Origin of the sequence: Pseudomonas sp. EA_35y_Pfl2_R111, assembly GCF_963970955.1 — a bacterium.
In the GTDB taxonomy this organism is placed as follows: Bacteria; Pseudomonadota; Gammaproteobacteria; order Pseudomonadales; family Pseudomonadaceae; genus Aquipseudomonas.
This window is the reverse complement of sequence record NZ_CAXAOM010000004.1, coordinates 285383-310801: the sequence shown is the minus strand read 5'-3', so window position 1 is coordinate 310801 and position 25419 is coordinate 285383. Positions and strand designations below refer to the sequence as shown.

The window sequence follows — 25419 nt, the reverse complement described above, 5'->3', positions numbered from 1 at the left end:
CTATGGAGCCTGCATGAGCCTGCCTGCCGCTTTTCTCACAGCCGTCGAGCGCCTGATCCCTGCCGAGCGGCGCTTCGACGACCCGCTGTCGACCCTGGCCTTCGGCACCGATGCCAGCTTCTACCGACTGATCCCCAAGCTGGTGGTGCGCGTTGAAGCGGAACTAGAGGTGGTTGACCTGCTCAAGTTGGCCAGCGCGCATCAGGTGCCGGTGACCTTCCGCGCTGCCGGCACCAGCCTGTCCGGCCAAGCCATCAGCGATTCGGTGCTGATCGTGCTCGGTGATAACTGGAACGGCCGGGAAATCCGTGGCCAGGGTAGCCAGATCCGCCTGCAACCTGGAGTGATCGGCGCACAGGCGAATGCCGCGCTAGCGCCGTTTCAGCGCAAAATCGGCCCCGACCCGGCCTCAATCAACGCTTGCAAGATCGGCGGCATCGTCGCCAACAACTCCAGCGGCATGTGCTGCGGCACGGCGCAGAACAGCTACTACACCCTGGCCGGTATGCGCCTGGTGCTGGCCGACGGCACGGTGCTGGACACTGAAGACCCGATCAGCGTGACGCGTTTTTTCGCCACCCACGCCGACCTGCTGACCCAACTGAACGAGCTGGGCCGCAGCACCCGCGCCAACACTGAGCTGGCCGCAAAGATTCGCCATAAATACCGCCTGAAAAACACCACCGGCCTCTCGCTCAACGCCTTGGTGGATTTCGACCAGCCGCTGGATATCCTCAGCCACCTGCTGGTCGGCTCCGAGGGCACCTTGGGCTTTATCAGCGCGGTGACTTACAACACCGTGCCCGATCACCCGCACAAGGCCAGCGCCCTGCTGGTGTTCCCCGATGTGGAAAGCTGCTGCCGCGCCGTCACTCTGCTCAAGCAGCAGCCGGTGTCCGCCGTGGAACTGCTCGACCGCCGCAGCATGCGCTCGGTGCAGGAAAAGCCAGGCATGCCGGAGTGGGTCAAGGGCTTGTCCGACAGCGCCTGCGCCCTGCTGATCGAATCCCGCGCCGCCAGCCAAAGCCTGTTGCACGAACAGTTGCAATTGATCATGGCGTCCATCGCTGATTTCCCCTTGGAAAAACAGGTGGATTTCAGCGAGGACCCAACCGTCTACAACCTGCTGTGGAAGATCCGCAAGGACACCTTCCCTGCCGTCGGCGCAGTGCGCCAGACCGGCACCACGGTGATTATCGAAGACGTGACCTTCCCCGTCGAACAGCTCGCCGAAGGCGTCAATCGCCTGCTTGAGCTGTTCGATAAACACAGTTATGACGAAGCGATCATTTTCGGCCATGCCCTGGAAGGCAATCTGCACTTCGTATTTACCCAGGCCTTCGAAACACCTGAGCAGATCGCCCGCTACTCAGCTTTTATGGACGATGTGGCGCAGCTGGTGGCCGTGGAGTTTGGCGGCTCGCTTAAAGCCGAACACGGCACCGGGCGCAATATGGCCCCCTTCGTCGAGTTGGAATGGGGCAACGATGCCTATCAGCTTATGTGGCAAATCAAGCGCCTGCTCGACCCCCAGAGCATTCTCAATCCGGATGTGATCCTCTCCGAAGACCGCGATATCCACCTGAAAAACCTCAAACCGCTGCCGGCCGCCGACGAGATCGTCGACAAGTGCATCGAATGCGGATTCTGCGAACCCGTGTGCCCGTCCAACGGGCTGACCCTGAGCCCGCGTCAGCGCATCGTGATCTGGCGTGATATTCAGGCAAAAAAACGCGCTGGCATCGACACCCGCGAGTTGGAAGTGGCCTATCAGTACCAGGGCATCGACACCTGCGCCGCCACCGGTCTGTGCGCCCAGCGCTGCCCGGTGGGCATCAATACCGGCGATCTGGTGCGCCAGCTACGCGCCCGCGACGCCAACAGCCAGCGCAGCGCCGACTGGCTGGCGAATAACTTCCGCCGCGCCATGCAGGGTGCGCGGGTGATGCTGCATGTGGCCAATGGCGCGCGCCTGCTGATGGGCGCGCCCCTGCTTAGTCGCACCTCGGCGGCGCTCAGCAAAGCCAGCCAGGGTCGCGTACCGCAGTGGACCCCGGCCATGCCGCAACCGCTGCAGCGACTGCAACTGCCCAAAACGAATGACGATGCGCGGCCACGAGTGGTCTACCTGGCCGCCTGCGTATCCCGCGCCATGGGCCCGGCGGCCAGCGATAGCGAGCAGATGCCACTGCTCGACAAGACCCGCGCACTGCTGGAGAAAGGTGGTTTTCAGGTGGTGTTCCCGGCCGATCTGGATAACCTCTGCTGCGGCCAACCGTTCGCCTCCAAGGGCTACAGCGAACAGGCCGAACGCAAGAAGCAGGAGCTGATCGACGCCCTGCTCAAGGCCAGCCGCGGCGGCCTCGATCCGATCTACTGCGACACCAGCCCCTGCACCCTGCGCCTGATGCAGGATGGCCTGGACGCACGTTTGAAACTGCATGACCCGGTGAAGTTTATCCGCGAGCAGTTGCTCGACCGCCTGCACATCACTCCGCAAGACAAACCAGTGGCGGTGCATGTGACCTGCAGCACCCAGCATCTGGGCGAGGCGCAAGGGCTGATCGATATCGTCCGCCGCTGCACATCAGAAGTAGTCATCCCCGAAGGCATCCACTGTTGCGGCTTTGCCGGCGACAAAGGCTTTACCACCCCCGAGCTGAACGGCCACGCCCTGCGCAGCCTAAAGTCCGCCGTGCAGTACTGCGAGGAAGGCATCAGTACCAGTCGCACCTGCGAAATCGGCCTGAGCCAGCATGGCGGCATCGACTATCACGGGGTGGTTTATCTACTGGACAGGGTGAGCCAAGCCGGGGGCTCGCGAAGTTAGTGCCGACAGCCTTGGCTCAACGTGTTGCCTGTCGGCTTCTACCCCCCCTTTGCTGTCGCCAGCGCTGGCAGAGCAAGGGTAAGGCCAAAAACCTGAACTCAGGCTGACCACCAGGGTCATTTACTGTGAGCCCAGTAATTGGCTCGCTAGCTTCTCGGCACTCCGCTTGTACTCGCGATGAGCAAGTTCCGAAAACTAATTCATAACCGGAGGACACTCCAATGAAAGGAATTACCCTGCCTAGTGTTGTTGCCATCGCTGTACTGGCCTCCCCGGCCTTCGCCGAAGATCTCTGCACCACCAACATGCAGAAACTCTCCGCGGACCCATCCGCTCTTGTGACATTGGCCTCTCCCGCCAAGGAACAATTCGAAGAGCACAAAAAAGCCGCCGAGGATGCGCAGCGCGTGGGTGATGAAGAAGCCTGCCAATCCCACGCACAAAAAGCGTTGCTGCTGCTGCGAAAATCCGACAAGGATGGCGAGGCCGGCACAGAGTGAATCGGGCCCGTTAAAAGAAGCTGACAGAGTCGTTTGCCAAACGTACAGGCTACCGCCGCCACTTATCGCTTTTCTGCGCATTGGCGCCATACCTTCTAGAGTTAACACTCAACCCTAGAAGGAGATAGCCATGTTTCGTTTAACTGCTTTCCTGGCTGCGGCTCTGCTCAGCACCCCTTTGCTGGCCATGCACTGCCCAGCAGATATGGCGAAGATAGACACCTTGTTACAGAGCGACCCACCCAGCGACCCAAGCGTGCTCGCGCAGGTAAAAGAGCTGCGCGCAGAGGGCGAAACCCTGCATAAGGCTGGCGACCACAGTCAGTCGGTCAAGGTGTTAGGCGAGGCCCTGCAACTGCTTGAGGCCAGCGAGTAACCTTACTAAATGGCAAACCTGCGGGCTGAACGCAACTCGCCGTTTGAACGTACTGATCAAAGCGCCTGCCCCAGCAAACTAAGCGCCACGCGGCGCACCTGCGCCAGATCAATTGGTTTGGCCATACAGGCCTGCGCGCCGCGCTGACGCGCCTCGGCAAACACGGCCTCATCCGCAGCTGCACTGATCACTAACACTGGCACGGCCTGCAAGCGCGGGTCTCGGCGCATCGCATCAAGTACTTGCATACCATCGCCATCGGGTAAGTCCAGATCGAGCAGCAGCAGCGTCGGCGTGCATTGTTCCAGTTCGGCCAGGGCCCGCTGGATCGAACCCGCGCCGCGCACAGCAGCAAATTCACGCAACGCTTCCTGAACCACCTTCAGACAAGCTGGGTGATCCTCAACACACAGTACTTCAGCCAATTGCTTGGGCTGCGTCGACTCCGGTGCGTCACCTGCTGGATCCTGCGCCACCGGTGCCGCAGCACCTGGCAGGTCGATCCAAAAGCGGCTGCCCGCGCCAGCACTGCTGCTAAAACCCATTTCCCCGGCCATCAAGGTGGCTAGCTCACGGCACAGCACCAAGCCGATGCCGGTGCCAGGGATAGTCGAATTTTCACGCCCCAAACGTTGAAACGGCTGAAACAGATTGGCCTGTTGCTCGGTCGTCAGCCCCGCGCCGTTATCTTCGACCCACAGCCGCACGCAGTTCGAGCGCACCTCATAACCCATGCGGATTAGGCCCTGCGGGCTGTTGTACTTGATCGCGTTGGACAATAGGTTAAGCACCACCTGACGCACCCGACGCATATCCGCTTGCACATACAGGCCGGCGTCGGCCTCAGCCAGCACCTGCAGCTGCAACTGGCGTTGCTGCACTTCCGGCTGCACCAGCTCGGCGCAACCATGCAGCAGTGCGCCGACTTCCACGGGCTGCAATTTGAGCTGCTGGCGGCGGCTCTCGATACTCGACAGATCGAGGATATCGTCCACCAGCGAGGTCAGATGACGGCTTGCATTGACGATCTCACGGGCGTAATCGGCTTCTAACTTGGCCTCAGGCTTATCCTGCGCCTCCATCTCGATCAACTGACCAAAGCCATAAATCGCATTGAGCGGCGTGCGCAGCTCGTGGCTCATACTCGACAGAAAGCGACTTTTGGCTTGGCTCGCGGCCTGGGCGTCCAGGCTGGCACGGCGCAGGTCTTCCTGCACCTGCTTGAGCCGAGTGATGTCCACATGGGTGCCGGCCACGCGCAGGGCGCGACCTTCGCTGTCACGCTCCAAAACCTTGCCGCGGCTGAGCAGCCAAACGTAATCGCCCAATGTATCGGCGTAACGGTACTCGGCCTCGAAACGGTCCTCGCCACTGCTGGCAAACAACTGGCGCAGGTGGCGAATGCGCTCGAGATCATTGGGGTGCACGCGCTGGTTAAACTCACTGAAACTCATCTTCGCGTGGGTCAGCCCGAAGCGCCTGAGAAAGCGCTCGCTGAGGGTGATGCTCATGGTCTCTGCCTCGACCTCCCAGAGACTTTCCGTGGTGCTTTCCAGCACCAACTGGAGAATCCTCTGCGCCTCGACCCGCTGCATTTCACTGGCCTGCAATTGTTCGCCAGTGTGCTGCACCGCCGCCGCCATACTCACCAACTCATTGATCTGGCTACTCGGTGCGGTGGGCTGATAATTACCCTGACCCAACTCGCGCATCATGCCGACGATCCCGTCAATCGGCTGCACCAGCTGCTCGCTCAAGTGTCGAGACCGCAGCCACATCAAGGCAAAAAACAACAGGTAAAACAGCGCCAGGCCAACGATCAGCAGATAGCCAATGTGCAAGTAGCGCTCGGCTAGGCGATTGGTCTCGCTGAAGATATGTGCCTCATCGACTACCAGCAGCAATTGCCAACCCGTCTGCGGAATCTCGCTCCAGGCGATCAGCTGCTTGCGCCCGCCGAGTTCAACCTCCTGCACTTTGCTTTGCCCAGTCGCCATAGCCTGTAACAGCGGCCGCATCTCGGCGCGTTTGGCTAAGTTGAAGTCCTCTGGTTTGAGCACCTCACGGCGCACCGCCTCAGCATAGGAATACTCGGTCAGCTCACGGAGGCCGAAGTCTTCTTCGCCAGCAGTCGGCAAGGCCATGATGTTGTGGTCACGACTGACCAACATGGCATACCCCTGCCAGGGCACATCCAACTCGCCAATCTCGCCAAGCATCTGCCCGACCGTAATATCCAACCCCACCACGCCTTCAAGGAAGTCATCGCGATACACCGGCGCGACCGCCGACATCATCCAACCCATGCCCGCCGGGTCGAGGTAGACATCGGTCCAGGCGACCTTGCGCTCAGGGTTATGCTTGGCGTCTGCCAAGTAGTAGAAGTTGTAATCAGGTATCACCATGTCATGGGGATACTGCTCGGGCGTCATAAAGAAGGGATAGATACGGTTGTAACTGTCCCAGGTATTGAAATAAGCCGCCGCCACCAGTGGGTTAGCGGCTCGAATCGAACGCATCAAAGGATCGATCTGTGACAGACGCAATGCCTTGGCATGGTCCTGCTGCGCAACTGGCGTACTGTTGGCGTAGAAGGACGCCGCCCGACCATCATCGCTACGGCTATAAAACACACCGTTCTCAGTCAAGGTATGACGCTGGCGCTCCAGCTCATCGGGCTGAAACGCTCGGTTATTTAAGGCACTGAGCGCCGCATCACGGAAGATCTGTACCTGCGCCTCCACAGAACGCAGCCGGCCATCAATTATCTGACCTTCACGCGCCACCGCCGCAGACAAATCATCCAACGCGCTCTGCTGCAAATGCTCAATCTGCGCATCGCGAATCGCCGCATTGCTCAGCAGGTATACCGTGATCAACACCGACTCAACCAGAATCAGCGGAATCAGGGCACTCTGCACAAAAGCGCGCCAGATCCACTGACGCAAAGGGTAACGTGACGCGCGCGGCATACGAGGGTCTCATCCAGAAGACAGTGCGAATGTGCAGGATGCAATCATAGTCGGCAAGCCCCTTGAACGCGCCGGCCAAGCAATTGCCGGGTCGACGCTGTGGAACCTTTGGCGTAAACTCGCGTCCCAGTACCAGCAACACAAGTTTCGGGGCCGATTAGGATTCGACGCCGGTAGCGAAGCTCTAGGTGCATGCCGACTTGGTAACAGAAGTCGTAAATCCACTGTTGCAACTTTCTATAGTTGCCAATGACGAAAACTACGAGGGCTACGCTCTCGCTGCGTAAGCGGCGCGACTAGTCCTTCTGGTAGCTTCGGCTCCAGCGATCACTAGGGGATGCCTGTAAACCTGAAGTGATTGTCATGCAGAACAGGATCGCCGCGTAGTACGTTGTGGACGAAGCGGCTAAAACTTACACAACTCGTCCAAAGCACCCTGCCCGTCGGGCGGCTGCGGATTAACTCAATAGACACGGCTAAGCATGTAGTACCGAAAGTGGAGAACTGGCGGACGGGGGTTCAAATCCCCCCGGCTCCACCAAATACACAAAAAAGGACGTCCGTGGACGTCCTTTTTTGTGCCTGAAATTCTGTAAGTTCGTGGCTTTCAGTGCCATACCTTCGAGCTTGTTGTTCATTGCACGTAGTTAGAAACAGGTAGCTGTATGTCAACCGCAACCGGCCCACCCATGCAGTCGCAACTCGATCCGCACTTCTACTACCTGGCGAATTTCCGTCAGGCCCTCACCTGGCTGCAGGAACGCTATGCCGATCTGTTGAGCGAGGCCGAGCACGAGTTTGTGCGGCAGTTCTTCGCCATGCACACGCCTGCCCAGGCCCTACTGGTACGGATGATCATGCGCAAGGGCAGCCACTTTCGCCTGAGCAAGCTGAGCTATGCGGAGATCGGTTGTGCGCGCCAAGCGGCAGCGCCGCTGCTCGACGCCGGTTGGGTACGGCATGACGCCGAGCTGTCCTTGGAGGAACTGTTCAAGCTGCTGCGCAAGGATGAAGTGCTGCAGCACCTGGCCAGCCCCACAAGCAGAAAATCGCAGAATAAATCAGAGCTGCTGGCCCAGCTGGCCGAGGCCCACACAGAGCCGCGCGCCTTTGCGGCCTGGTGTCCGGGCAGTGAGGAGCAGATTGTTTCCCTGACCATCGATGCGCTGTGCGAGCGTCTGCGCCTGATGTTCTTCGGCAATCTGCGCCAGGACTGGTCCGAGTTCGTCCTCGCCGAGCTCGGCATCTTTCGCTATGAGCGGGTAGAGCTGACGCCCGATTCACGGGCCTTTCGCCACCGCGCGGATGTCGACTGCTACCTGCACCTACAGCGCAGCCGTGAACAGTTCGAGGCCGGTGAGCCGCTTGCCGACGTGCTGCAGCAGATCAACGCCGTGGTCTGCGATACGCCCTTCCTGGCCGCGCGACGCAACAAGCTGTTGTTCCGCATGGGCCAGCAACTGGAGCGTGAGACTGACCTGGAAGGCGCGCTGGCGTTTTACAGCGACTGCCAGTATGTCGGTGCGCGCCTGCGGCAGATCCGCGTATTAGAGCGTCTGGGCCGTCCCGAGCAGGCTTATGAACTGACGCTGCAAGCCATCCAGGCCCCGGAAAATGATGCCGAAGCCCAGGCGGTGGAGCGTGCCTTAACCCGGCTGGCCCGTCAGCTCGGGCAACCGCAACCGGGCAAAACCAAACCAGTACCGCCGGCACGGATTGATCTGAGCCTGCCTAGGCCTGACGCGCAGAGTGTCGAGTTCGCCGTCAAAGCCCATCTGCATGAACCCGACGCGCCGGTGCATTACGTCGAGAACAGCCTGATCTGCAGCCTGTTCGGTCTGCTCTGCTGGCCGGCCATCTTCGCGCCGGTTCCGGGGGCATTCTTCCATCCATTCCACACCGCGCCGGTGGATCTGTTCAGTGCCGATTTCCATCCCCAGCGCGAAGAGTTGTTTTCCACCTGTTTCGCGCATCTCGATTCGGATACCTACAAGCAGGTGATCCGCGAAAACTACGCGGCTAAGTTCGGCATCCAGTCGCCGTTTGTATTCTGGGCAGCGCTGGACGAAACCTTGCTGGAGCAGGCGCTCGACTGCCTGCCCGCCGCGCATCTGCGCGCCTGGTTCAAGCGCCTGCTGCTGGATATCAAAGCCAACCGCGCCGGCATGCCCGACCTGATCCAGTTCTGGCCGTCCGAGCAGCGCTACCGGATGATTGAAGTGAAGGGCCCCGGCGACCGCCTGCAGGACAACCAGCGGCGCTGGCTGGCCTTCTGCGCCGAGCACGGCATGCCGGTGGATGTCTGCTACGTGCAGTGGGCCGACGTGTGAACTATCAGGTTGCGGTGCGCGCGCTGTGCGAGTTCACCGCCAAGGTCGGCGATCTCGATTTGCGTTTTACCCCCTCGCCCACCGCCCAGGAAGGCATGACCGGCCATGCCATCGTGGTGGCCCGGCGTGGCCCGACTTATTACGCAGAGTTGCCTTTGAGCGGTGCCTATCAAGGCTTGCAGGTGCGCGGCCGGGCGGACGGTTACAACCCGGATGAAAACCTGCTGGAGGAGATCAAGACGCATAGGGGCGATATCAGCCGCATCCCGGAAAACCATCGCCTGCTGCACTGGGCGCAAGCCAAGGTTTACGGCTGGCTGCTCTGCCAAGAGCGCGATATGCCAGAGATCAACCTGGCAGTGGTCTATTTCAACGTTATCACCCAGCATGAAACCGCCTTTCACCTGACCGTCAGCGCGGATGAATTGCGGGCGTTTTTTGAGCTGCAATGCAGCCGCTATATCCGCTGGGCCGAGTACGAACGCGAGCATCGTCGCCAGCGCGATGAGGCCCTGGGGCGCCTGCGCTTTCCGCATGCCGAATTTCGCAGCGGGCAACGCCAGCTGGCCAATCAGGTTTACCGCGCCGCGCGTGACGGCCACTGCCTGATGGCCCAGGCCACCACGGGCATTGGCAAAACCCTCGGCACCCTGTTCCCGCAGCTCAAGGCCTTTCCCGAGCAGCAGCTGGATCGGTTGTTTTTTCTTACCGCAAAAACGCCTGGCCGGCGCCTGGCGCTGGATGCCCTGGCCACCCTGCGCAGCCAGGAAGAAGCCATGCCGCTGCGGGTGCTGGAGCATGTGGCGCGAGACAAGGCCTGCGAACACCCGGACAAAGCCTGCCATGGCGATTCCTGCCCGCTGGCCAAAGGCTTTTACGACCGCTTGCCGGCCGCCCGCCAGGCCGCACTCGAAGGCCAGTGGCTAAGCCACGAGAGCGTACGCGCAACCGCCCTGGCCCATCAGATCTGTCCTTACTACCTGAGCCAGGAACTGTGCCGCTGGGCCGATGTGGTGGTCTGCGATTACAACTACTACTTCGACATGGGCGGCCTGCTGTATGGCCTCACCCTGCTCAATGAATGGCGCATCACCCTGCTGGTGGACGAAGCCCACAACCTGATTGAGCGGGCGCGCGGCATGTACACCGCCGAGCTCAATCAGCAGCGTTTTGAAGCGCTACGTCGTATCGCGCCTGGCGTGATGAAGGGCCCGCTGGAGCGCATCAGCCGACACTGGCGCCAGCTGGAACGCGATCAGGAAGTGGCGTATCAGGTGTACCCAGCTGCGCCGGACCTGTTCGTTATGGCCCTGCAAAAGGCGGTCAGCACGCTCACCGATCACCTCAGTGAACAACCCGCTGGCAATGCCGGCGAGCTGCTGCACTTCTACCTCGACGCCATGCTGTTCTGCCGCCTGGCCGAGGCCTTTGGCGCGCATTCGCTGTTCGATATCAGCCGTGACGAGAGCAACGGCCAGGCCGTGTCGACCCTGTGCATCCGCAATATCGTGCCCGCGCCGTTTCTTGCGCCGCGCTTCGACGAGGCGCACAGCTGCACGCTGTTTTCCGCCACCCTGAGCCCAGCCAACTATTACGCCGACCTGCTCGGCCTGCCGGAAGAAACACCCTGGATCGATGTGGAGTCGCCCTTCAGTGCCGAGCAACTACACGTCCAGGCCGTCAGCAATCTGTCCACCCGCTACGCCCATCGCGACTTCTCGCTGGCCCCAATCGCCGACCTGATTGCCCGCCAATACGCGGAAAAGCCCGGTAACTACCTGGCCTTCTTCAGCAGCTACACCTACCTGCAGGCGGTGCTGCAGGAACTGCAGATGGCGCACCCGCAAATCCCGACCTGGCAGCAGTCACGCCAGATGGATGAAAACGAGCGTCAGGCCTTTCTCGATCGATTCTCCAGCAATGGCCGTGGCGTGGGTTTTGCCGTGTTGGGCGGAGCCTTTGGCGAGGGCATCGACCTGCCCGGCGACCGCCTGATCGGTGCGTTTATCGCCACCCTCGGCCTGCCGCAGATCAACCCGGTCAATGAAGAGATCAAACAGCGCATGGAGTTGATGTTTGGCAGCAACAACGGCTATGGCTACACCTACCTCTACCCCGGCTTGCAGAAGGTGGTGCAGGCCGCAGGGCGGGTAATTCGCACCGTGCAGGACCAGGGCGTGGTCTACCTGATCGATGACCGCTTCAACCAGCCGGCGATCCGCAAACTGTTGCCCACCTGGTGGAAGGTGGAGCGCTGCCGTTTGCCGCTGAATCAGGACACTGTCAGCTAAACGGGCGACAGATCTTGCGCTGCTTCTTATGCGCTGTAGCGCACCGACAGCCGCTCGCTCGGCTGCCATTGTCCGCTACTCGAGCCCTGCAATTTCGCGGCGCTAGTAAATCCCGCTGGCAAGCTTGCTCAGGAAGAGCATTAGCAGCGCCGGTGAAGACCGCTGGCATACGCCGCATCCTGCTAGCCTGACGACAGGTATTGCATGGCCCCGTTACTGCCTGGAGGTTTTGCATGTCATGCAGGCGTTGGTTGCTGTTGGTGGCATTAGCTGTGTGCCTGGCACTCACTTCTGGCTGTGCGGCGCTTCCCACTCTCGTGCCGGATATGGCGCGCCACCGTGCACCGGTAGCACTGGATGACGCAAATGGGCCGCTGTCGATTGCACGCAGCCAGGCGATCATCGAACGGTTGCAGGCCCGCGGCGCTTCAAGCACGTTCTTCGACCTGCACCTGGCCATTGAGGAATCGATTGTCGGCAGCCCATTGACCACCGGTAATCGGGTCGAGCTGCTGCAAGATGGGCCGCGCACCTACACGTCAATGCTGGAGGCGATTGCCGACGCACGCGAACATATCAACATGGAAAGCTACATTTTCGATGACGATGAAGTCGGCCAGCACTTTGCAGACGCACTGATCGCCAAACAGCAGGCCGGCGTGCAGGTCAATCTGATCCACGATAGCGTTGGCACCCTAGGCACCGCGACGAGCTTTTTCACCCGGCTGAGCGAGGCCGGCGTGCAAGTCGTCGAGTTCAACCCGATCAACCCGCTCACCGCCAAGGCCGGCTGGACAGTGAACCAGCGTGATCACCGCAAGTTACTGATTGTCGATGGACGCATCGCCTTTCTCGGCGGGATCAATATCAGCAGTGTGTATTCAGGCAGTTCGCTGCGCCTGGGTAGCCAGGATGATCCCGCCTCTGACTTGCCCTGGCGCGATACGCATCTGCGCTTGGAAGGGCCGGTGGTGGGCGAGTTGCAAAAATTGTTTATCGACACCTGGGCCAAGCAAAAAGGCCCGCCACTGCCCATCGACCAGTACGTCCCCGCGGCCGAGGCGCGCGGCAGTGAGGTGGTGCGCGCCATCGGCAGCTCGCCAGACGACCCCTACAGCCTGATTTACGTCACCCTGATTTCCGCCTTGCGCAGCGCACAAGACGAGATCTGGTTGACCAATGCCTATTTCGTACCCGACCCACAATTGCTGTCCACCCTGAAGGATGCTGTGGCGCGCGGCGTCGATGTGCGGCTGATCCTACCCAGCAGCACCGACTCCTGGCTGGTGTTTCATGCCGGCCGCGCCTACTACGACGAATTGTTGCAGGCCGGCGTGCGCCTTTATGAGCGCCACGAAGCATTACTGCATGCGAAAACGGCGGTGATTGATGGTGTGTGGTCGACAGTCGGTTCGACCAACCTCGATTGGCGCAGTTTTCTGCACAACCAGGAGGTCAACGCCGTGGTGCTCGGCAACGACTTCGGCGACAAGATGCGCGCGGCGTTTCGTGCCGATCTGGAGAAGTCCCGCGAAATTACCCTGCCTGACTGGCAGGAGCGGCCACTCAATGTGCGGGCCAAGGAGCTGTTCGGCCGGCTCTGGGTGTACTGGCTATGACAGCGTGGGGCCTACGCAGCCAGGTTATTTATACCGAGGGCGCAGGAGCGCTGCTGGCGTTGAGTTGCACTAAAGCTTCGGCAAACTTGCGGGCGGCGGGCCCCATCGGCTCGTCGAGTCGATGGGCCAGATAGGCCTCCGACACAACTTCCCCCTCGCGCCCCAGCGAGTTCGTCCTGAGCCGCACGAGCCGGCCCTCAGCTAAGTCGCGGCTCACCAACCAATGCGGCAGCCGCCCCCAGCCAACACCCGCCAGGATCAGCGCATGCTTGGCGTCCTGGGTATTCACGCGGCAGGTTTGCGGCGAGATCACGCCAAAATCTCGGCCTTCGGATACGCGCGTCGGGTCAGCCAGGACAATCTGCAAATGATCGGCAAGCTGCAGAACGCCAATGGCGTGGCTGACATCCTGATTGGCCAGCGGGTGGTGGGCGGCGACCACCGCGACCTGCGCCACCGCCGACAAGGCCTCGAAGGTGATACGTGGGTCGCGGAAATCTTCGCCCACCATGATCGAGAGTGCGCAGCGCTTTTCTTTGAGCGCCAGCAGCGGCCCGCCGAGGGGTTCAACGACAATCCGCACCGTGACCGACGGGTAGATGGTGCGCATCTGGACGATGGCCATGCCCACCAGGTGGATAGGGAAGAGTGTGTCGACGGCAATCGGCAGTTCGAGTTCTACGCCATCGCCAAGCCCGCGCGCCTTGGCCCGTAATGCATCGACGCGCAGCAGAATGTCCCGCGCATTGCTGAGCAACAGCTTGCCTTCCGCCGTCAGTACCGGGCGATGCCCCGAGCGATCAAACAGCAATACGCCAAGCTGCGCCTCTAGATTGCCGATGGCAACACTAACGCCAGACTGCACGCGGTACAGCTTGCTGGCGGCCGCGCGAAAACTGCCGCTGTCGGCGATGGTCACAAAGGTACGCAGTTGGTCGAGGGTCAGCGCGTCTAACATGATCACTTCAATCGATCGAGTTGATAAAAATTACATCACTTATATCGACCCATCAAACGGGGCACCCTTAGCTCACCATCACACCCACATGAGGTAACCCGCATGACCAAGGTATTGGTGCTCTATTACTCATCCTATGGCCACATTGAAACCATGGCGGCAGCGGTTGCCGAAGGGGCGCGGCAAACCGGCGCATCTGTAACGCTCAAGCGTGTTCCTGAACTCGTGCCAGAAACGGCCGCAAGAAACTCGGGCTACAAGGTGGAACAACAGGCACCGGTTGCCACCATTGCCGAGCTTGCCGACTATGATGCGATCATCCTCGGCACACCGACTCGCTATGGCAACATGGCCTCGCAGATGAAGAACTTTCTCGATCAGACGGGCAAGCTGTGGGCCGAAGACAAGCTCGTCGGCAAAGTGGGCAGCGTGTTCACCTCGACCGGCAGCCAGCACGGCGGCCAGGAAACCACCCTCCAATCCACCCACACCGTGCTGTTTCATCTGGGCATGCTCGTGGTCGGCCTGCCTTACAGCTTTAAAGGGCAGCTGCGCATGGATGAAATTACCGGCGGCACGCCCTATGGCGCCTCGACCCTAGCCGATGACGGCAACGGTGGTGATCGCCAACCGAGTGCAAATGAACTGGATGGTGCGCGTTTTCAAGGCCGCCACGTCGCCGAAATAGCCCTCGCGCTGGCCGCCGGGCGCAATCACGAGGCGGCATGATGGAAAGCACCGCATACGCCTCACCGCTCACCTCGACCCGCTGGAGCAGCGTACTGCTGCTCGTCAGTGCCGGCACTGTGGCAGCCGTGCAGGTGGGCAAAGCGGTAATCGCCGCGCCTGTGCTGCAGGCAGACCTGGGCATCAGCCTCGCGGACATTGGTTGGCTGACAGGGATTTTTGCACTGCTGGGGCTGATTGGCGGCATTCCGACCGGCGCGTTGGCGGCCAGTTTTGGCAGCCGGCGCATTCTGCTCATCGGCCTGCTGACGACCATCCTGGGGGCGGCCTGCGGCGCCGTGGCCACGGGCTTGCCGGCACTTTTGCTGTCGCGAATCATCGAAGGCGCAGGCTTTCTGATGATTACCGTCGCGGCGCCGTCGCTCCTGGCTCAGGTAACCGAGCGCGCGGATCGCGATTTCGCCTTCGCCCTGTGGAGCTGCTTTATGCCGGCAGGCATCGCACTGGCCATGCTCGCGGGCCCGCTGTTCGAGAGTTGGCGCGTGCTATGGTGGGCAAGCGGCGGTCTGGCCTTGCTGGTTTATCTGCTGGTGTGGCTGATCATCCCGAACAGTGGTGAACGACAGGCCTGGTCATGGCGCAGCCTGAAGGCGAACTCCATCACCGTCCTTAGCGCCAGGGCACCCGTCGTGCTCGCGGTGATGTTCGCCCTCTATGGCCTGATGTTCTTTGCGCTGTTCAGCTTTTTGCCGGTACTGCTGATGGAGCGCATGGAGGTTAGCCACAGGAGCGCCGGCTTGCTGAGTGCGCTGGCGACAGCCGCGAATATCCTCGGCAATCTTGCCGCCGGCGTGCTGCTGTCGCGCGGCATAACGCGAGCCAGTCTGCTCGTCGGTGCCAGCCTGACCATGGGCCTCACCAGCCTCGGCATCTTTCTGTCGCTGCTGCCGGATACAGGCACCTTTATGCTCTGCGTGGTGTTTTCCGCGGTAGGTGGGCTGATTCCCGCCGCGCTGCTGTCTGCCGCTCCACTTGTTGCGCCGACGGCTGGTCTGGTGCCAGTGGTCCTGGGGCTGATTATCCAAGGCAACAACCTGGGGCAGATCATCGGCCCCATCGCGGTAGGCAGTGCAATCCAAGCGTTCGGCTGGAGTTCGGCCGCCGTTCTGGTTGCCGCTGCGTCACTGGTTGCTGTGGCTGTCGCACTCACGATCGGCCGTAACTCACAGCCTGCAAGGCCCTAGCGGCGATAAGCCGGCGAAAATTCAGGTTCAAAACACTCATCGAGGATTGCCGCCAAGGTGCGTTCCTTGGCGAAGCAGACAGCAAACAGACTCAAGGCCATACATACGATCTGCTCAACATCGTGCACGGGAATCAACTGAGCTGCGCCGCGCTGCTCGGCAAGTGCTGACGGCTGGGCGTTTGCCAGGCGTGCCAGCCGTTGCTCCACAGCACAGGTCACATCGCGGGCAGCCTGATCGTCATATTGATAAACACCCCCGAGGAAGCCCGAGAGATGAGTACGACCTTCAACCACTACACCAACATTCCCGATGTTTTTACCGCACTTGAAAACGCCCATGTGGCAATCGACAGCCATGGCCTGGAGCGGAAACTGCACCATCTTGTGCAGTTGCGCGCATCGCAAATCAACGCCTGCGCCTATTGCGTCAGAATGCACAGCAAGGAGGCGCGCGCGGATGGCGAAAGCGACGAACGCCTAGACCGCTTGGTGGTCTGGAAGCAAAGCAGCGACTTTTCTGCGCGCGAGCGCGCGGCGCTGGCCTGGACTGAAGCCCTGACCCTACTCGATCACAGCGTCGACTATCGGCCGTTGCGCGCGGCTCTACGCGAGCAGTTCACTGAGACGCAAATCAGCGCTCTGACGGCGACAGTTGCGATGATCAATCTATGGAACCGTATACAAATCTCAGCGCACTGATATGAGCGAAGAACATCACGATCACCTAAGCCTGTTTGAGAGCAAGCGGGCGCTTCTCACTGGCCTCGCCTACCGCATTCTCGGTTCGTTAGCCGAAGCCGAGGACGCGGTGCAGGATACCTTTGTCAAATGGAGCCAGGCCGACCGGCGCGCGATCAATAACCCGGCGGCCTGGTTAACCTCTGCATGCACGCGCCGCTGCATCGACCTGCTACGCGCGGCCCGGCAAGTCCGGGTCGACTACATTGGCACGTGGCTGCCGGAGCCCATACAGTGCGTGACCGAAAACACGCCAGAACGCGCACTGGACCTGTCATCGTCGCTCTCCATGGCGTTCTTGCTCCTGCTTGAGCGACTCGCCCCCAAAGAACGGGCGGCTTATCTGCTGCACGAGATTTTCGAGCAGCCTTACGCGCAGGTTGCCGCCGTCCTGGGTATGCAAGAAACCGCCTGCCGCAAACTGGTTTCTCGGGCACGGATCAATGTCGGCCGCACCGATGCTCGCAACGTCGTGACCGCGCAGCGGCAGGAGACATTACTCGCCGCGTTTCAATCGGCCATCGCCACCGGTGCGACCGGAAACCTTGCCGCGCTGATGGCGCAAGACATTCAACTGAAAGCCGACGGCGGTGGTAAAGCAGCCACCCTGCTCGACCCGCTTTATGGCAAAGCCCGCGTGCTCGAATTTATCGCCGGCAAACTCAGTGGTTTCTGGAAAACCTATGAATGGCGCTCAGCGGACATCAACGGTTCACGCGGCGCCCTACTGCTCGACGGTGGCCGCATTAGCGCTGCGCTCAGCTTCGGCTTTGATGCGCACGGCGATCTTTCCGGCATTTTTATCATGCGTAACCCCGACAAGCTTGCCCGCCTCAGCGAGCCGGAGATTTTCCTGCAATAGGCGCATGCTGCGCCATCAGCTCGGCGACCCACTCGATAAACACACGCAGCTTGATGCTGATATGCCGGTTCGGCGGAAAGGCCACGTACAGCGGCATCGGTTCGAGGCGCCAGTCGCTGAACAGCGGCAGCAACTCGCCCTGTGCCACATGCGGCGCGGACATATAGTCCGGCAACCATAGCACCCCCATGCCGGCCAGCCCTGCCGCCAGGTAGGCGTTGCCGTCGTCGACCGCCAGCACGTAACGACCCTGGATATGCACACTCTCCCCGGCGCGATGCATGGCATACGGCAGGGCTTTGCCGGTGCGCGCCCAGAGGAAGCCGACGATACGGTGCTGCGAGTCTTCCAGCTCGCGCGGGTGCACAGGCGTGCCGAGACGTTGCAGGTAGCTGGGCGCGGCATAAACGCCCAGCTGCAGATCGCCGACCCGCCGCGCCATCAGCGATTGATCGGTCAACTCGCCGCCGCGCACAACGCAATCGACCTTCTCGCCAATCAGATCGACGATGCGGTCGCTGACGCCCATATCGATCTGGATCTCCGGGTAGCGCGCGTGAAACGCCGGCAATGCAGGCATCAGGATCATTCTGGCCAGCGGGCTCGGCACATCCACGCGCAGGCGGCCGCGAGGCACCGCCGAGGCGCCGGACAGGCTGGTCTCGGCATCGGCCAAATCATCCAGCAGCCTTAACACACGCTCGTAGTAGAGCGCGCCGTCGGCCGTGAGGTTGACCTTGCGCGTGGTGCGGTTGAGCAGCTTGACCCGCAAGCGCGCCTCCAGTTGCTGCACCAGCTGGGTCACGCTGGTTTTACTCATATGCAGGGTTTCGGCCGCCTTGGTAAAGCTGCCCGCCTCCACCACCCGAGCAAATGCCTGCATCGCAGCAAAACGGTCCATTTCTCACCCCAATATCGGCCTGATTGTTTGGAATACTCAAACAGTGATGATCAGAGTTGCTGGTTTATCGGCCTAACGCAACGCCCTACAGTCACTTCATCGTTAATAAATCGGGGCGATACCGGCCCAAGATGGAGGTACTTATGAACCAGCGTGACGTTGTATTCCCACCCGGCCGCCATGCGTTGTATGAGCGCAATCGCTATTCCCCGGCGGTCCGCAGCAATGGCTTCTTGTTTGTCTCGGGGCAAGTCGGTAGTCGTGAAGACGGCTCGCCCGAGCCCGAGCTGGAGGAGCAGGTGCGCACCGCATTCACCAACCTGAATGCGATTCTGCATGCTGCCGGCGGCAGCTTTGACGATGTGGTCGACGTGACCGTGTTTATGGTCGACCCGCAAGCGACGTTCGAAAGGATCTGGAAGGTTGTCCCGGAGTTCTGGGGTAACGCGCCGTACCCGACCATAACTGCCGTCGGCGTGACCTGGTTGTATGGCTTTCAGTTCGAGATCAAGGTGATCGCCAAACTGCCAGAAGCCAGCAACGGATGATTGCAGCGCAGGGCTGGGTGATGACACTCAGCCTTGGCGATTGGCCTTGCGCTCAGTCAGGTAGGCGATGACCGCCGCCTGGTCGCCGGCAAACTCGATACGCGCCGCCTTGCTCTCGCGCTGGTAGGCGTACATCGGGTCGTAGTATTCGCGCAGCAGCCCGGCAATCCAGTCGCGGTGCAGCGCAACCGCCCCATTACGCTGTTCATCCAGCGCCGTCTGCATGATGGTCAGCAAGCGTTGGTAGCGTTCGCCGCCCAGACGCTTCTGGATATTGCTCAGGCTTTGCAGCAGGCGCTCGGCGTACAGCCGAAAGCCCTCTTCCTCACCGTGCAGGGCGGTAAATTCGGCGCACAGGTTGACCACATAATCGCGCAGGATGCGCTCGACGCGATCCTCGAAGGCATCCTCCAGCCACACCAGCGGGTACTGCTGCATGCCCTGGTACAGCTCCAGCGGCACGGTGCAACTGCCGACCATGCGCCCTTCGTCTTCCAGCACAAACTGCTCGGTGCCACGGGCGCGCTGCTTGAGCAGATCAATGGCCAGGCGGTTTTCGAAGTCAATCTGCGCCGGCTGGCCGCTGGCGCGTTTGCCGAAGCTGGAACCACGGTGATTGGCGTGGCCTTCCAGGTCCAGGCTGTTATTCAGTTGCACCAGCACGTCGGTTTTACCGGTGCCGGTCAGGCCGCCGAGGATGACGAAATCGCACTCGGCCACGGCCTGCTGGGTGGTTTCCAGCAGAAAGGTACGCATCGCCTTGTAGCCGCCAATCACCCGTGGGTAGTCGATACCGGCTTCGGCCAGCCATTGCTGGGTAATCTGCGAGCGCAGACCGCCACGAAAGCAGTACAGATAGCCGTGCGGATTGGCCTTGGCGAACGCCGCCCAGGCCGCGACCCGTTCGGCTTTGACCTGGCCGCTGACCAGTTGGTGGCCGAGCGCGATGGCGGCGTCCTGACCATGCTGCTTGTAGCAGGTGCCGACCCGCTGGCGCTCGCTGTCATCCATCAGCGGCAGGTTGAGCACGCCGGGGAAGGCACCCTTGCTGAACTCGACCGGGGCACGAGCGTCCATCATCGGCAGATCATTGAGGAAGATGTCGCGGTAGTCGGCGGTGTTATCGCGCATCACAGCACCTCTACCGCGTAGCTCTGTCGCTCAGTCAAACGGCCGATGGGCGAAAGGTTCAGGCCCAACTCGGCGGCCACGGCAAGAAACTCCGCTTCGCCGTCTGGCGTTACGGCGATCAGCAGACCGCCGCTGGTCTGCGGGTCGCACAGCAGGTCGCGCTGCTCATCGGTAATAGGCGCGATCTTCTCGCCATAACTGTCGAAATTGCGCAGGGTGCCGCCCGGCACGCAGCCCTCGGCCAGGTAGTAGTCGACCCCCGGCAGGCGCGGCACGGCGGCGTAGTCGAGCTGGGCGGTGAGATTGGCACCGTCAGCCATCTCCACCAAATGACCAAGTAGGCCGAAGCCAGTAACGTCGGTCATCGCAGTAACCCCGGCCAGCTTGCCGAAGCGCGAGCCGGGCTTGTTCAGGGTGCACATCCAGTCGCGCGCCAGGCCGACATCCTCGGCGCGCAGCTTGGCCTTCTTCTCGGCGGTAGTCAGGATGCCGATGCCCAGTGGCTTGGAGAGGTACAGCTGGCAGCCGGCTGTGGCGGTGTCGTTGCGTTTCATATGGCGCTTGAGCACCACGCCGGTCACGGCCAGGCCGAAGATCGGCTCCGGCGCGTCGATCGAGTGGCCACCGGCCAGCGGAATGCCTGCTTCATCACATACCGCGCGGCCACCACGAATCACTTCGCGGGCCACCTCCGGTGGCAGCAGGTTGACCGGCCAACCGAGGATGGCAATCGCCATCAACGGGTCGCCGCCCATGGCGTAGATGTCGCTGATCGCATTGGTGGCAGCGATGCGGCCGAAGTCGTAGGGGTCATCGACAATCGGCATAAAGAAGTCGGTGGTCGACACCACCCCGCGCTCGTCGTCCAGGGCATACACCGCCGCATCGTCACGCGAGGCATTGCCGACCCACAGTTTGGGGTCGAGGTTCTGCGCGCCGCTGCCGGCGAGGATCACCTCCAGCACCTTCGGCGAAATCTTGCAGCCGCAGCCGGCCCCGTGGCTGTACTGGGTCAAACGGATCGGCTCGCTCATCGGTCAGGCTCTCGGCAAATCGGAAACAGGCGCCGATTCTAACAGGCAGTTGAAAAATCCAGGCAAGACAAGCCCCTAGGCCAGTAACCGGCGCTGCTGACCTGGCCTTATTGTCCTGCGGCCGGCAAAGCTGGCCTTTAACGCAGTGGCCCCTATAATCGCGCCACGTCGACTACCCTGACTACGCGCAGTCCGCATACCTGCTGGTCTGCCATTTCGAACCTTTTCCGCTATTGAACCGGAGAATCTTCATGCTCAAACGTACCCTGGCGCTTGCCGCCGGCTTTGCCCTGTCCTTGTCTACCAGCCTGACCCAAGCCGCCGAAGTGCTCCGCGTCAGCGCCATTCCGGACGAAGCGCCGACCGAACTGCTGCGCAAATTCAAACCGCTGGGCGCCTACCTGGAACAGCAACTGGGCATGAAGGTCGAGTTCACCCCGGTTGCCGACTACCCAGCCGTAGTCGAGGCCCTGGCCACCGACCGCCTGGATCTGGCCTGGCTTGGCGGTTTCACCTTCGTTCAAGTGCGCCTGAAGACCGGCAACGCCATTCCGCTGGTACAGCGCGAGCAGGATGCGCAGTTCACCAGCAAGTTCATCACCGCCAACCCGGACGTGACCTCCCTGGCCGACCTCAAGGGCAAGACCTTTGCCTTCGGCTCGGTATCGTCCACCTCCGGCAGCCTGATGCCGCGTTACTTCATGCTGCAGGACGGCATCAAGCCGGAAAGCCACTTCAGCCGCATTGGCTATTCCGGTGCGCATGACGCCACCGCCGCCTGGGTGCAGGCCGGCAAGGTCGACGGCGGCGTGCTCAACGCCAGCGTGTGGGACAAGCTGGTTGCCAGCGGCAAGGTCGATAGCAACAAGGTCAAGGTGTTCGCCACCACCCCGACTTACTTCGACTACAACTGGACCGTACGTGGCACCCTCGACCCGGCGCTGGTCGAGAAGATCAAGGCCGCCTTCCTCGCCCTCGACCCGGCCGTTCCTGCGCACAAGGCGATCCTCGACCTGCAGGCCGCCAGCCGCTTTATCGAAACCTCGCCTGAGAACTACAAGGGCATCGAGGACGCTGCGCGCGCCGCTGACCTGCTGAAATGACCCTGCGCCTCTCCGGCGCCAGCCTCAGTCACGGCAACGGAGTCCACGCCCTGCGCGGCGTGGACTTGCATATCGCCGCCGGTGAGCGCGTCGCCATCATCGGCCCGTCCGGGGCGGGCAAGTCGAGCCTGCTCAACCTGCTCGCCACTGCACTGCAACCGAGCAGCGGCGTGATTCAGGTGCTCGGTGAGCAGCCCTGGCAACTCTCCAGCCGCCAGCGTCAGCGCCTGCGTGCACGCATCGGCCTGGTGCATCAGGCGCCGCCCCTGCCAGCACGGCAACGGGTGGTTACCGCCGTGCTGGCCGGCAAGCTTGGCCAGTGGGGGCTGGGCAAAAGCCTGCTGAATCTGCTGCATCCGCTGGATATCCCTGGCGCACGCCATGAGCTGGCCAAGCTGGACCTGGCCGACAAGCTCTTCGCCCAGTGCCAGCAACTCTCCGGTGGTCAGCTGCAGCGCGTCGGCATCGCCCGCGTGCTGTACCAAGCGCCGGAACTGCTGCTGGCCGATGAGCCGGTATCAGCCATGGACCCGGTGCTGGCCGAGCACACGCTGAATGTGCTGTGTCGGCATGCCGAGCAGCATGGCGTCACCCTGGTCGCCAGCCTGCATGCAGTGGAACTGGCCCTGGCGCACTTCCCGCGGATTATCGGCCTGCGTGACGGGCAGATCCTCTTCGATCGCCAGGCCGGCGAAGTCGACCAGGCGCAGCTAGACGCGCTGTATGCCAATGAGCAACTGCTCTCGCCTCCCGCGCCTAGCGTGACGCTGAGCCTGCAGATTCCGCGATGCTAAACCGCGACACCCGCGATCCGGCCGCCCTGCCCCGTCTGCTGCTCACCCTGCTGGCGGTGGCCCTGTTGTGGCCGGGCATCCAGCTCAGCGAGCTGGACCTGGGCGTGTTGCTGCAAGCTGACAGCCAGAGCGAGATGGGACGCTTCGTCGCCGCCTTCTGGCCGCCGGCGCATGACACGGACTTTCTGCAGTTACTGCTCGACGCCACCCTGCAGACCCTGGCCATCGCCACCGCTGGTATGGCCTTGGCGCTGCTATTGGCGATTCCAGCCAGTCTGCTGGCGAGCCGCGCGCTATCGCTGTCCGCCGCTTCCCGTGGTGGTCGGCCGAAGCCGCTGGCGCAGTTGCTGCGCTGGCCGGTGCGCGGCCTGCTGATCTTCCTGCGCAGCGTGCCGGAGATCGTCTGGGCGCTGCTGTTCGTCCGCGCCGTCGGCCTCGGCCCCACCGCCGGGGTGCTGGCCATCGCCATTACCTACAGCGGCATGCTCGGCAAGGTCTATGCGGAAATCTTCGAGTCGGTCGACCAGCGCCCGGCTCACGCCTTACTACAAGCGGGCAGCGGCCGGCTGGCGGCCTTTGTCTACGGCATCCTGCCGAACGCCGCAGCGGAGCTGACCTCCTACACGGTGTACCGCTGGGAATGCGCGATCCGCGCCTCGGTGGTGATGGGCTTCGTCGGCGCCGGCGGCCTAGGCCAGCAGATCGACCTGTCGATGCGCATGTTCGCCGGCGGTGAAGTGGCCAGCATGCTGCTGACCTTCCTCCTCCTGGTGCTATTGGCCGACCAGCTAAGCCGCGTGCTGCGCGGGAGGCTGGCATGAACCGGTTGATCAACCTGTTGCTGCTGTTTGGCATCGGCGCGGCGGTAATCGCCTCTTTCGTCTATCTGGGCATCGACATGCTCACGCTGAGCAGCGGCGACAGCCTGGGACAGATGGCCGGCTATGTGCAGCGTTTTCTCAGCCCAGACCTGAGCGCCGAGCACCTGTCGGCCATCAGCCGAGGGGCCTTGGAAACCCTGGCCATGTCGGCTCTCGGCACCTTGCTCGCCGCGGTGTTCGGCCTGTTGCTGGCCTTGCCCGCCGCCGGGCGCTTTGGCTGGCCGCTGCAGAGCGCCGCGCGTTTGCTGCTGAATGCCCTGCGCGCGATACCCGAACTGGTCTGGGCCGCGCTGATGGTATTTGCCGCAGGCCTTGGCCCGAATGCCGGCACCCTGGCGCTGGCCCTGCACACCACTGGCGTGCTCGGCCGGCTGTTTGCCGAGGCGTTGGAGAACACCCCGACCGCACCGGCCGAGGCGATTCGCCTGCAGGGCGGCAGCCAGATCGCGGCGTTCTGCTACGGCACCCTGCCCAACCTCTGGCCACAGCTGTTGGCCTACTGCCTGTACCGCTGGGAAAACAATATCCGTATGGCCAGCGTGCTGGGTTTCGTCGGCGCCGGCGGCCTGGGACAGATGCTCTATGTCAGCCTCAGCCTGTTTCAGGAAGCCCAGGCCAGTACGGTGATCATCACCATGCTGCTGCTGGTGTTCGGCGTCGATGCGCTAAGCAGCTGGACTCGGCAGCGCTGGGTGCGGGTGTAGCCTCCAGCGCACCGCTGCAACCAAACGCAACGGCCACTGTCCGACTGCCTTGCGACACTGGCGCATACTGCGTCGGCCGTTGTTATTTGAGGGAAGCGTCCTTGCCTGCCGTGTTCTTGCGTCACCCGCTGCGCTGGGTCGCCCTACTGGTTGGCGGGCTCGGCCTCGCCGCCTCAGTTCTCGCCTGCCCCAGCGGGCAGCAGCAAGTCTGTGCCGGGGTGTGCTTCTGTGCGCCGATCAGCCAGGCTGACATCGACGTGCTGTATGAAGACGTCAGCCAGATTGCCGCCTCAGGCCTTGAGCAAGGGCTGTTACAGGCCCGTCAGCGGGCGGCAGCCGACGGAACCGAACCTGTGCCTCTGCATATCCGCGCCCAACTGGAAGCCTATTTCGATATAGCGGTGCTCGACTCTGCGCGCTTTAGGGTCGACGACGGCGCGGCACTCAACGCCAGCAATGCCCTGCTGCAAAACCCAGACGTGCAGGCGGTAACGCTGATCGACATCATAGTGTTTCGCAGCGCTGAAGACGCCCAGCAAAATGTCGCGCTGTGGGCGCATGAACTGCTGCACGTGCAGCAATACCAGCAATGGGGCGTACGCGAATTTACCCGCCGCTACACCCGCGACCACGACGCCATTGAAGCACCTGCATACACGCTGCAGATTGCGGTCGAGCGCGCACTGCGCGATCAGCTGGCAGGCAAAACCAAATAGCGCTATCGATACGCTTGAGCGCCTTGCGGCTAAGCACAGTCGAGCGAATGCAGGGGCACATAACAACGCGGGATTAACTCTGAACAGTCGCCAGGCGGGCGATGCGCAACGGAGCGGGTAGCGCCGTTGCGGCGCCCGCCGGGTAGGCGCGCGCAATGCATCGAAATGCCAGAAGGGAAGAAACGCATCGTACTGGGC

Annotated in this window: 22 protein-coding genes and 1 other RNA gene; 17 read left to right on the top strand and 6 right to left on the bottom strand. The window is 61.9% G+C overall.

What is annotated here, in order from left to right; all coding sequences use genetic code 11:
* The first annotated feature begins 13 nt into the window (after positions 1 to 13).
* From AACY25_RS16910 to AACY25_RS16900, 3 genes are all read left to right on the top strand, one after another.
* Positions 14 to 2830, top strand: coding sequence for an FAD-binding and (Fe-S)-binding domain-containing protein (locus tag AACY25_RS16910; protein ID WP_339526080.1), 2817 nt, complete (start codon positions 14 to 16; stop codon positions 2828 to 2830).
* A 221-nt stretch (positions 2831 to 3051) separates the two neighbouring features.
* On the top strand, positions 3052 to 3330 hold the full coding sequence (locus AACY25_RS16905) for a hypothetical protein (protein WP_339526079.1): 279 nt from the start codon (positions 3052 to 3054) through the stop codon (positions 3328 to 3330).
* A gap of 130 nt (positions 3331 to 3460) precedes the next feature.
* Positions 3461 to 3706 carry a hypothetical protein gene (locus tag AACY25_RS16900; protein ID WP_339526078.1) on the top strand — a complete coding sequence of 82 codons (246 nt, stop codon included), beginning with the start codon at positions 3461 to 3463 and terminating at the stop codon, positions 3704 to 3706.
* Positions 3707 to 3762: 56 nt separating this feature from the next.
* Here the strand turns inward: AACY25_RS16900 and AACY25_RS16895 are convergent, their stop codons facing one another.
* The gene (locus tag AACY25_RS16895; RefSeq protein ID WP_339526076.1) at positions 3763 to 6678 is read right to left on the bottom strand and encodes an ATP-binding protein; all 2916 of its coding nucleotides are present in this window, start codon (positions 6676 to 6678) and stop codon (positions 3763 to 3765) included.
* Between the two features lie 149 nt (positions 6679 to 6827).
* Here AACY25_RS16895 and ssrA point away from each other — a divergent pair.
* The 4 genes from ssrA to cls all read left to right on the top strand — a co-directional run bounded on the left by ssrA (position 6828) and on the right by cls (position 12918).
* Positions 6828 to 7219, top strand: a transfer-messenger RNA (tmRNA) gene (gene ssrA / locus AACY25_RS16890).
* 124 nt (positions 7220 to 7343) lie between these two features.
* On the top strand, positions 7344 to 9008 hold the full coding sequence (locus tag AACY25_RS16885) for a VRR-NUC domain-containing protein (RefSeq protein ID WP_339526075.1): 1665 nt from the start codon (positions 7344 to 7346) through the stop codon (positions 9006 to 9008).
* Complete coding sequence (locus AACY25_RS16880; RefSeq protein WP_339526073.1) at positions 9005 to 11299, top strand: ATP-dependent DNA helicase; 2295 nt, start codon at positions 9005 to 9007, stop codon at positions 11297 to 11299. Before AACY25_RS16885 ends, AACY25_RS16880 begins: the two co-directional genes overlap by 4 nt.
* Before the next feature lie 233 nt (positions 11300 to 11532).
* A complete protein-coding gene (gene cls / locus AACY25_RS16875; protein WP_339526071.1) occupies positions 11533 to 12918 on the top strand; it encodes a cardiolipin synthase in 1386 nt (461 codons plus the stop codon).
* A 28-nt stretch (positions 12919 to 12946) separates the two neighbouring features.
* On the opposite strand, the gene AACY25_RS16870 is transcribed toward cls, so the two are convergent.
* Complete coding sequence (locus AACY25_RS16870) at positions 12947 to 13876, bottom strand: LysR family transcriptional regulator (RefSeq protein WP_339526069.1); 930 nt, start codon at positions 13874 to 13876, stop codon at positions 12947 to 12949.
* Positions 13877 to 13978: 102 nt separating this feature from the next.
* Between AACY25_RS16870 and wrbA the strand changes: the two genes are divergently transcribed.
* Positions 13979 to 14605, top strand: coding sequence for an NAD(P)H:quinone oxidoreductase (gene wrbA / locus AACY25_RS16865; RefSeq protein ID WP_339526067.1), 627 nt, complete (start codon positions 13979 to 13981; stop codon positions 14603 to 14605).
* Positions 14605 to 15807, top strand: coding sequence for an MFS transporter (locus AACY25_RS16860; protein ID WP_339526066.1), 1203 nt, complete (start codon positions 14605 to 14607; stop codon positions 15805 to 15807). The genes wrbA and AACY25_RS16860 overlap by 1 nt, the downstream gene beginning before the upstream one ends.
* On the opposite strand, the gene AACY25_RS16855 is transcribed toward AACY25_RS16860, so the two are convergent.
* Positions 15804 to 16148, bottom strand: coding sequence for a hypothetical protein (locus tag AACY25_RS16855; RefSeq protein ID WP_339526304.1), 345 nt, complete (start codon positions 16146 to 16148; stop codon positions 15804 to 15806). The two genes, AACY25_RS16860 and AACY25_RS16855, sit on opposite strands and share 4 nt — an antisense overlap.
* Between AACY25_RS16855 and AACY25_RS16850 the strand changes: the two genes are divergently transcribed.
* Both AACY25_RS16850 and sigJ read left to right on the top strand, forming a co-directional pair.
* Positions 16083 to 16508: a carboxymuconolactone decarboxylase family protein gene (locus tag AACY25_RS16850; RefSeq protein WP_339526294.1), complete on the top strand. Its 426-nt coding sequence runs from the start codon at positions 16083 to 16085 to the stop codon at positions 16506 to 16508. The two genes, AACY25_RS16855 and AACY25_RS16850, sit on opposite strands and share 66 nt — an antisense overlap.
* Before the next feature lies 1 nt (position 16509).
* On the top strand, positions 16510 to 17409 hold the full coding sequence (gene sigJ, locus AACY25_RS16845) for an RNA polymerase sigma factor SigJ (protein ID WP_339526064.1): 900 nt from the start codon (positions 16510 to 16512) through the stop codon (positions 17407 to 17409).
* Here sigJ and AACY25_RS16840 read toward each other — a convergent pair.
* Positions 17381 to 18310 (bottom strand): LysR family transcriptional regulator, encoded by a 930-nt coding sequence (locus tag AACY25_RS16840; protein WP_339526062.1) that lies wholly within the window; start codon positions 18308 to 18310, stop codon positions 17381 to 17383. The two genes, sigJ and AACY25_RS16840, sit on opposite strands and share 29 nt — an antisense overlap.
* 143 nt (positions 18311 to 18453) lie before the next feature.
* Here AACY25_RS16840 and AACY25_RS16835 point away from each other — a divergent pair, with 143 nt between their 5' ends.
* Positions 18454 to 18858, top strand: a complete 405-nt coding sequence (locus tag AACY25_RS16835; protein ID WP_339526059.1) for a RidA family protein — start codon at positions 18454 to 18456, stop codon at positions 18856 to 18858.
* Positions 18859 to 18885: 27 nt separating this feature from the next.
* Here AACY25_RS16835 and mnmH read toward each other — a convergent pair whose 3' ends face one another.
* Both mnmH and selD read right to left on the bottom strand, forming a co-directional pair.
* Positions 18886 to 19989 carry a tRNA 2-selenouridine(34) synthase MnmH gene (mnmH, locus tag AACY25_RS16830; RefSeq protein WP_339526057.1) on the bottom strand — a complete coding sequence of 368 codons (1104 nt, stop codon included), beginning with the start codon at positions 19987 to 19989 and terminating at the stop codon, positions 18886 to 18888.
* Positions 19989 to 21023 (bottom strand): selenide, water dikinase SelD, encoded by a 1035-nt coding sequence (selD, locus tag AACY25_RS16825; protein WP_339526055.1) that lies wholly within the window; start codon positions 21021 to 21023, stop codon positions 19989 to 19991. Before selD ends, mnmH begins: the two co-directional genes overlap by 1 nt.
* Before the next feature lie 251 nt (positions 21024 to 21274).
* Here selD and AACY25_RS16820 point away from each other — a divergent pair, with 251 nt between their 5' ends.
* The 5 genes from AACY25_RS16820 (at position 21275) to AACY25_RS16800 (ending at position 25221) form a co-directional block, all read left to right on the top strand.
* Complete coding sequence (locus tag AACY25_RS16820) at positions 21275 to 22126, top strand: putative selenate ABC transporter substrate-binding protein (protein ID WP_339526054.1); 852 nt, start codon at positions 21275 to 21277, stop codon at positions 22124 to 22126.
* Entirely contained in the window at positions 22123 to 22920 is a 798-nt protein-coding gene (locus AACY25_RS16815) for a phosphonate ABC transporter ATP-binding protein (protein ID WP_339526052.1), read from the top strand. The genes AACY25_RS16820 and AACY25_RS16815 overlap by 4 nt, the downstream gene beginning before the upstream one ends.
* Positions 22914 to 23741 carry a PhnE/PtxC family ABC transporter permease gene (locus AACY25_RS16810; protein WP_339526051.1) on the top strand — a complete coding sequence of 276 codons (828 nt, stop codon included), beginning with the start codon at positions 22914 to 22916 and terminating at the stop codon, positions 23739 to 23741. Before AACY25_RS16815 ends, AACY25_RS16810 begins: the two co-directional genes overlap by 7 nt.
* Entirely contained in the window at positions 23738 to 24505 is a 768-nt protein-coding gene (phnE, locus tag AACY25_RS16805; RefSeq protein ID WP_339526049.1) for a phosphonate ABC transporter, permease protein PhnE, read from the top strand. The genes AACY25_RS16810 and phnE overlap by 4 nt, the downstream gene beginning before the upstream one ends.
* A 101-nt stretch (positions 24506 to 24606) precedes the next feature.
* Entirely contained in the window at positions 24607 to 25221 is a 615-nt protein-coding gene (locus AACY25_RS16800) for an eCIS core domain-containing protein (protein WP_445262160.1), read from the top strand.
* The last annotated feature ends 198 nt before the right edge of the window (positions 25222 to 25419 follow it).

Bases quoted from the DNA above. Each gene is read 5' to 3' on its own strand.
- AACY25_RS16910 (WP_339526080.1), top strand. From the start codon at position 14: ATGAGCCTGCCTGCCGCTTTTCTCACAGCCGTCGAGCGCCTGATCCCT.
- AACY25_RS16905 (WP_339526079.1), top strand. From the start codon at position 3,052: ATGAAAGGAATTACCCTGCCTAGTGTTGTTGCCATCGCTGTACTGGCC.
- AACY25_RS16900 (WP_339526078.1), top strand. From the start codon at position 3,461: ATGTTTCGTTTAACTGCTTTCCTGGCTGCGGCTCTGCTCAGCACCCCT.
- AACY25_RS16895 (WP_339526076.1), bottom strand. From the start codon at position 6,678: ATGCCGCGCGCGTCACGTTACCCTTTGCGTCAGTGGATCTGGCGCGCT.
- AACY25_RS16885 (WP_339526075.1), top strand. From the start codon at position 7,344: ATGTCAACCGCAACCGGCCCACCCATGCAGTCGCAACTCGATCCGCAC.
- cls (WP_339526071.1), top strand. From the start codon at position 11,533: ATGTCATGCAGGCGTTGGTTGCTGTTGGTGGCATTAGCTGTGTGCCTG.
- AACY25_RS16870 (WP_339526069.1), bottom strand. From the start codon at position 13,876: ATGTTAGACGCGCTGACCCTCGACCAACTGCGTACCTTTGTGACCATC.
- wrbA (WP_339526067.1), top strand. From the start codon at position 13,979: ATGACCAAGGTATTGGTGCTCTATTACTCATCCTATGGCCACATTGAA.
- AACY25_RS16860 (WP_339526066.1), top strand. From the start codon at position 14,605: ATGGAAAGCACCGCATACGCCTCACCGCTCACCTCGACCCGCTGGAGC.
- AACY25_RS16850 (WP_339526294.1), top strand. From the start codon at position 16,083: ATGAGTACGACCTTCAACCACTACACCAACATTCCCGATGTTTTTACC.
- AACY25_RS16855 (WP_339526304.1), bottom strand. From the start codon at position 16,148: ATGGGCGTTTTCAAGTGCGGTAAAAACATCGGGAATGTTGGTGTAGTG.
- sigJ (WP_339526064.1), top strand. From the start codon at position 16,510: ATGAGCGAAGAACATCACGATCACCTAAGCCTGTTTGAGAGCAAGCGG.
- AACY25_RS16840 (WP_339526062.1), bottom strand. From the start codon at position 18,310: ATGGACCGTTTTGCTGCGATGCAGGCATTTGCTCGGGTGGTGGAGGCG.
- AACY25_RS16835 (WP_339526059.1), top strand. From the start codon at position 18,454: ATGAACCAGCGTGACGTTGTATTCCCACCCGGCCGCCATGCGTTGTAT.
- mnmH (WP_339526057.1), bottom strand. From the start codon at position 19,989: ATGCGCGATAACACCGCCGACTACCGCGACATCTTCCTCAATGATCTG.
- selD (WP_339526055.1), bottom strand. From the start codon at position 21,023: ATGAGCGAGCCGATCCGTTTGACCCAGTACAGCCACGGGGCCGGCTGC.
- AACY25_RS16820 (WP_339526054.1), top strand. From the start codon at position 21,275: ATGCTCAAACGTACCCTGGCGCTTGCCGCCGGCTTTGCCCTGTCCTTG.
- AACY25_RS16815 (WP_339526052.1), top strand. From the start codon at position 22,123: ATGACCCTGCGCCTCTCCGGCGCCAGCCTCAGTCACGGCAACGGAGTC.
- AACY25_RS16810 (WP_339526051.1), top strand. From the start codon at position 22,914: ATGCTAAACCGCGACACCCGCGATCCGGCCGCCCTGCCCCGTCTGCTG.
- phnE (WP_339526049.1), top strand. From the start codon at position 23,738: ATGAACCGGTTGATCAACCTGTTGCTGCTGTTTGGCATCGGCGCGGCG.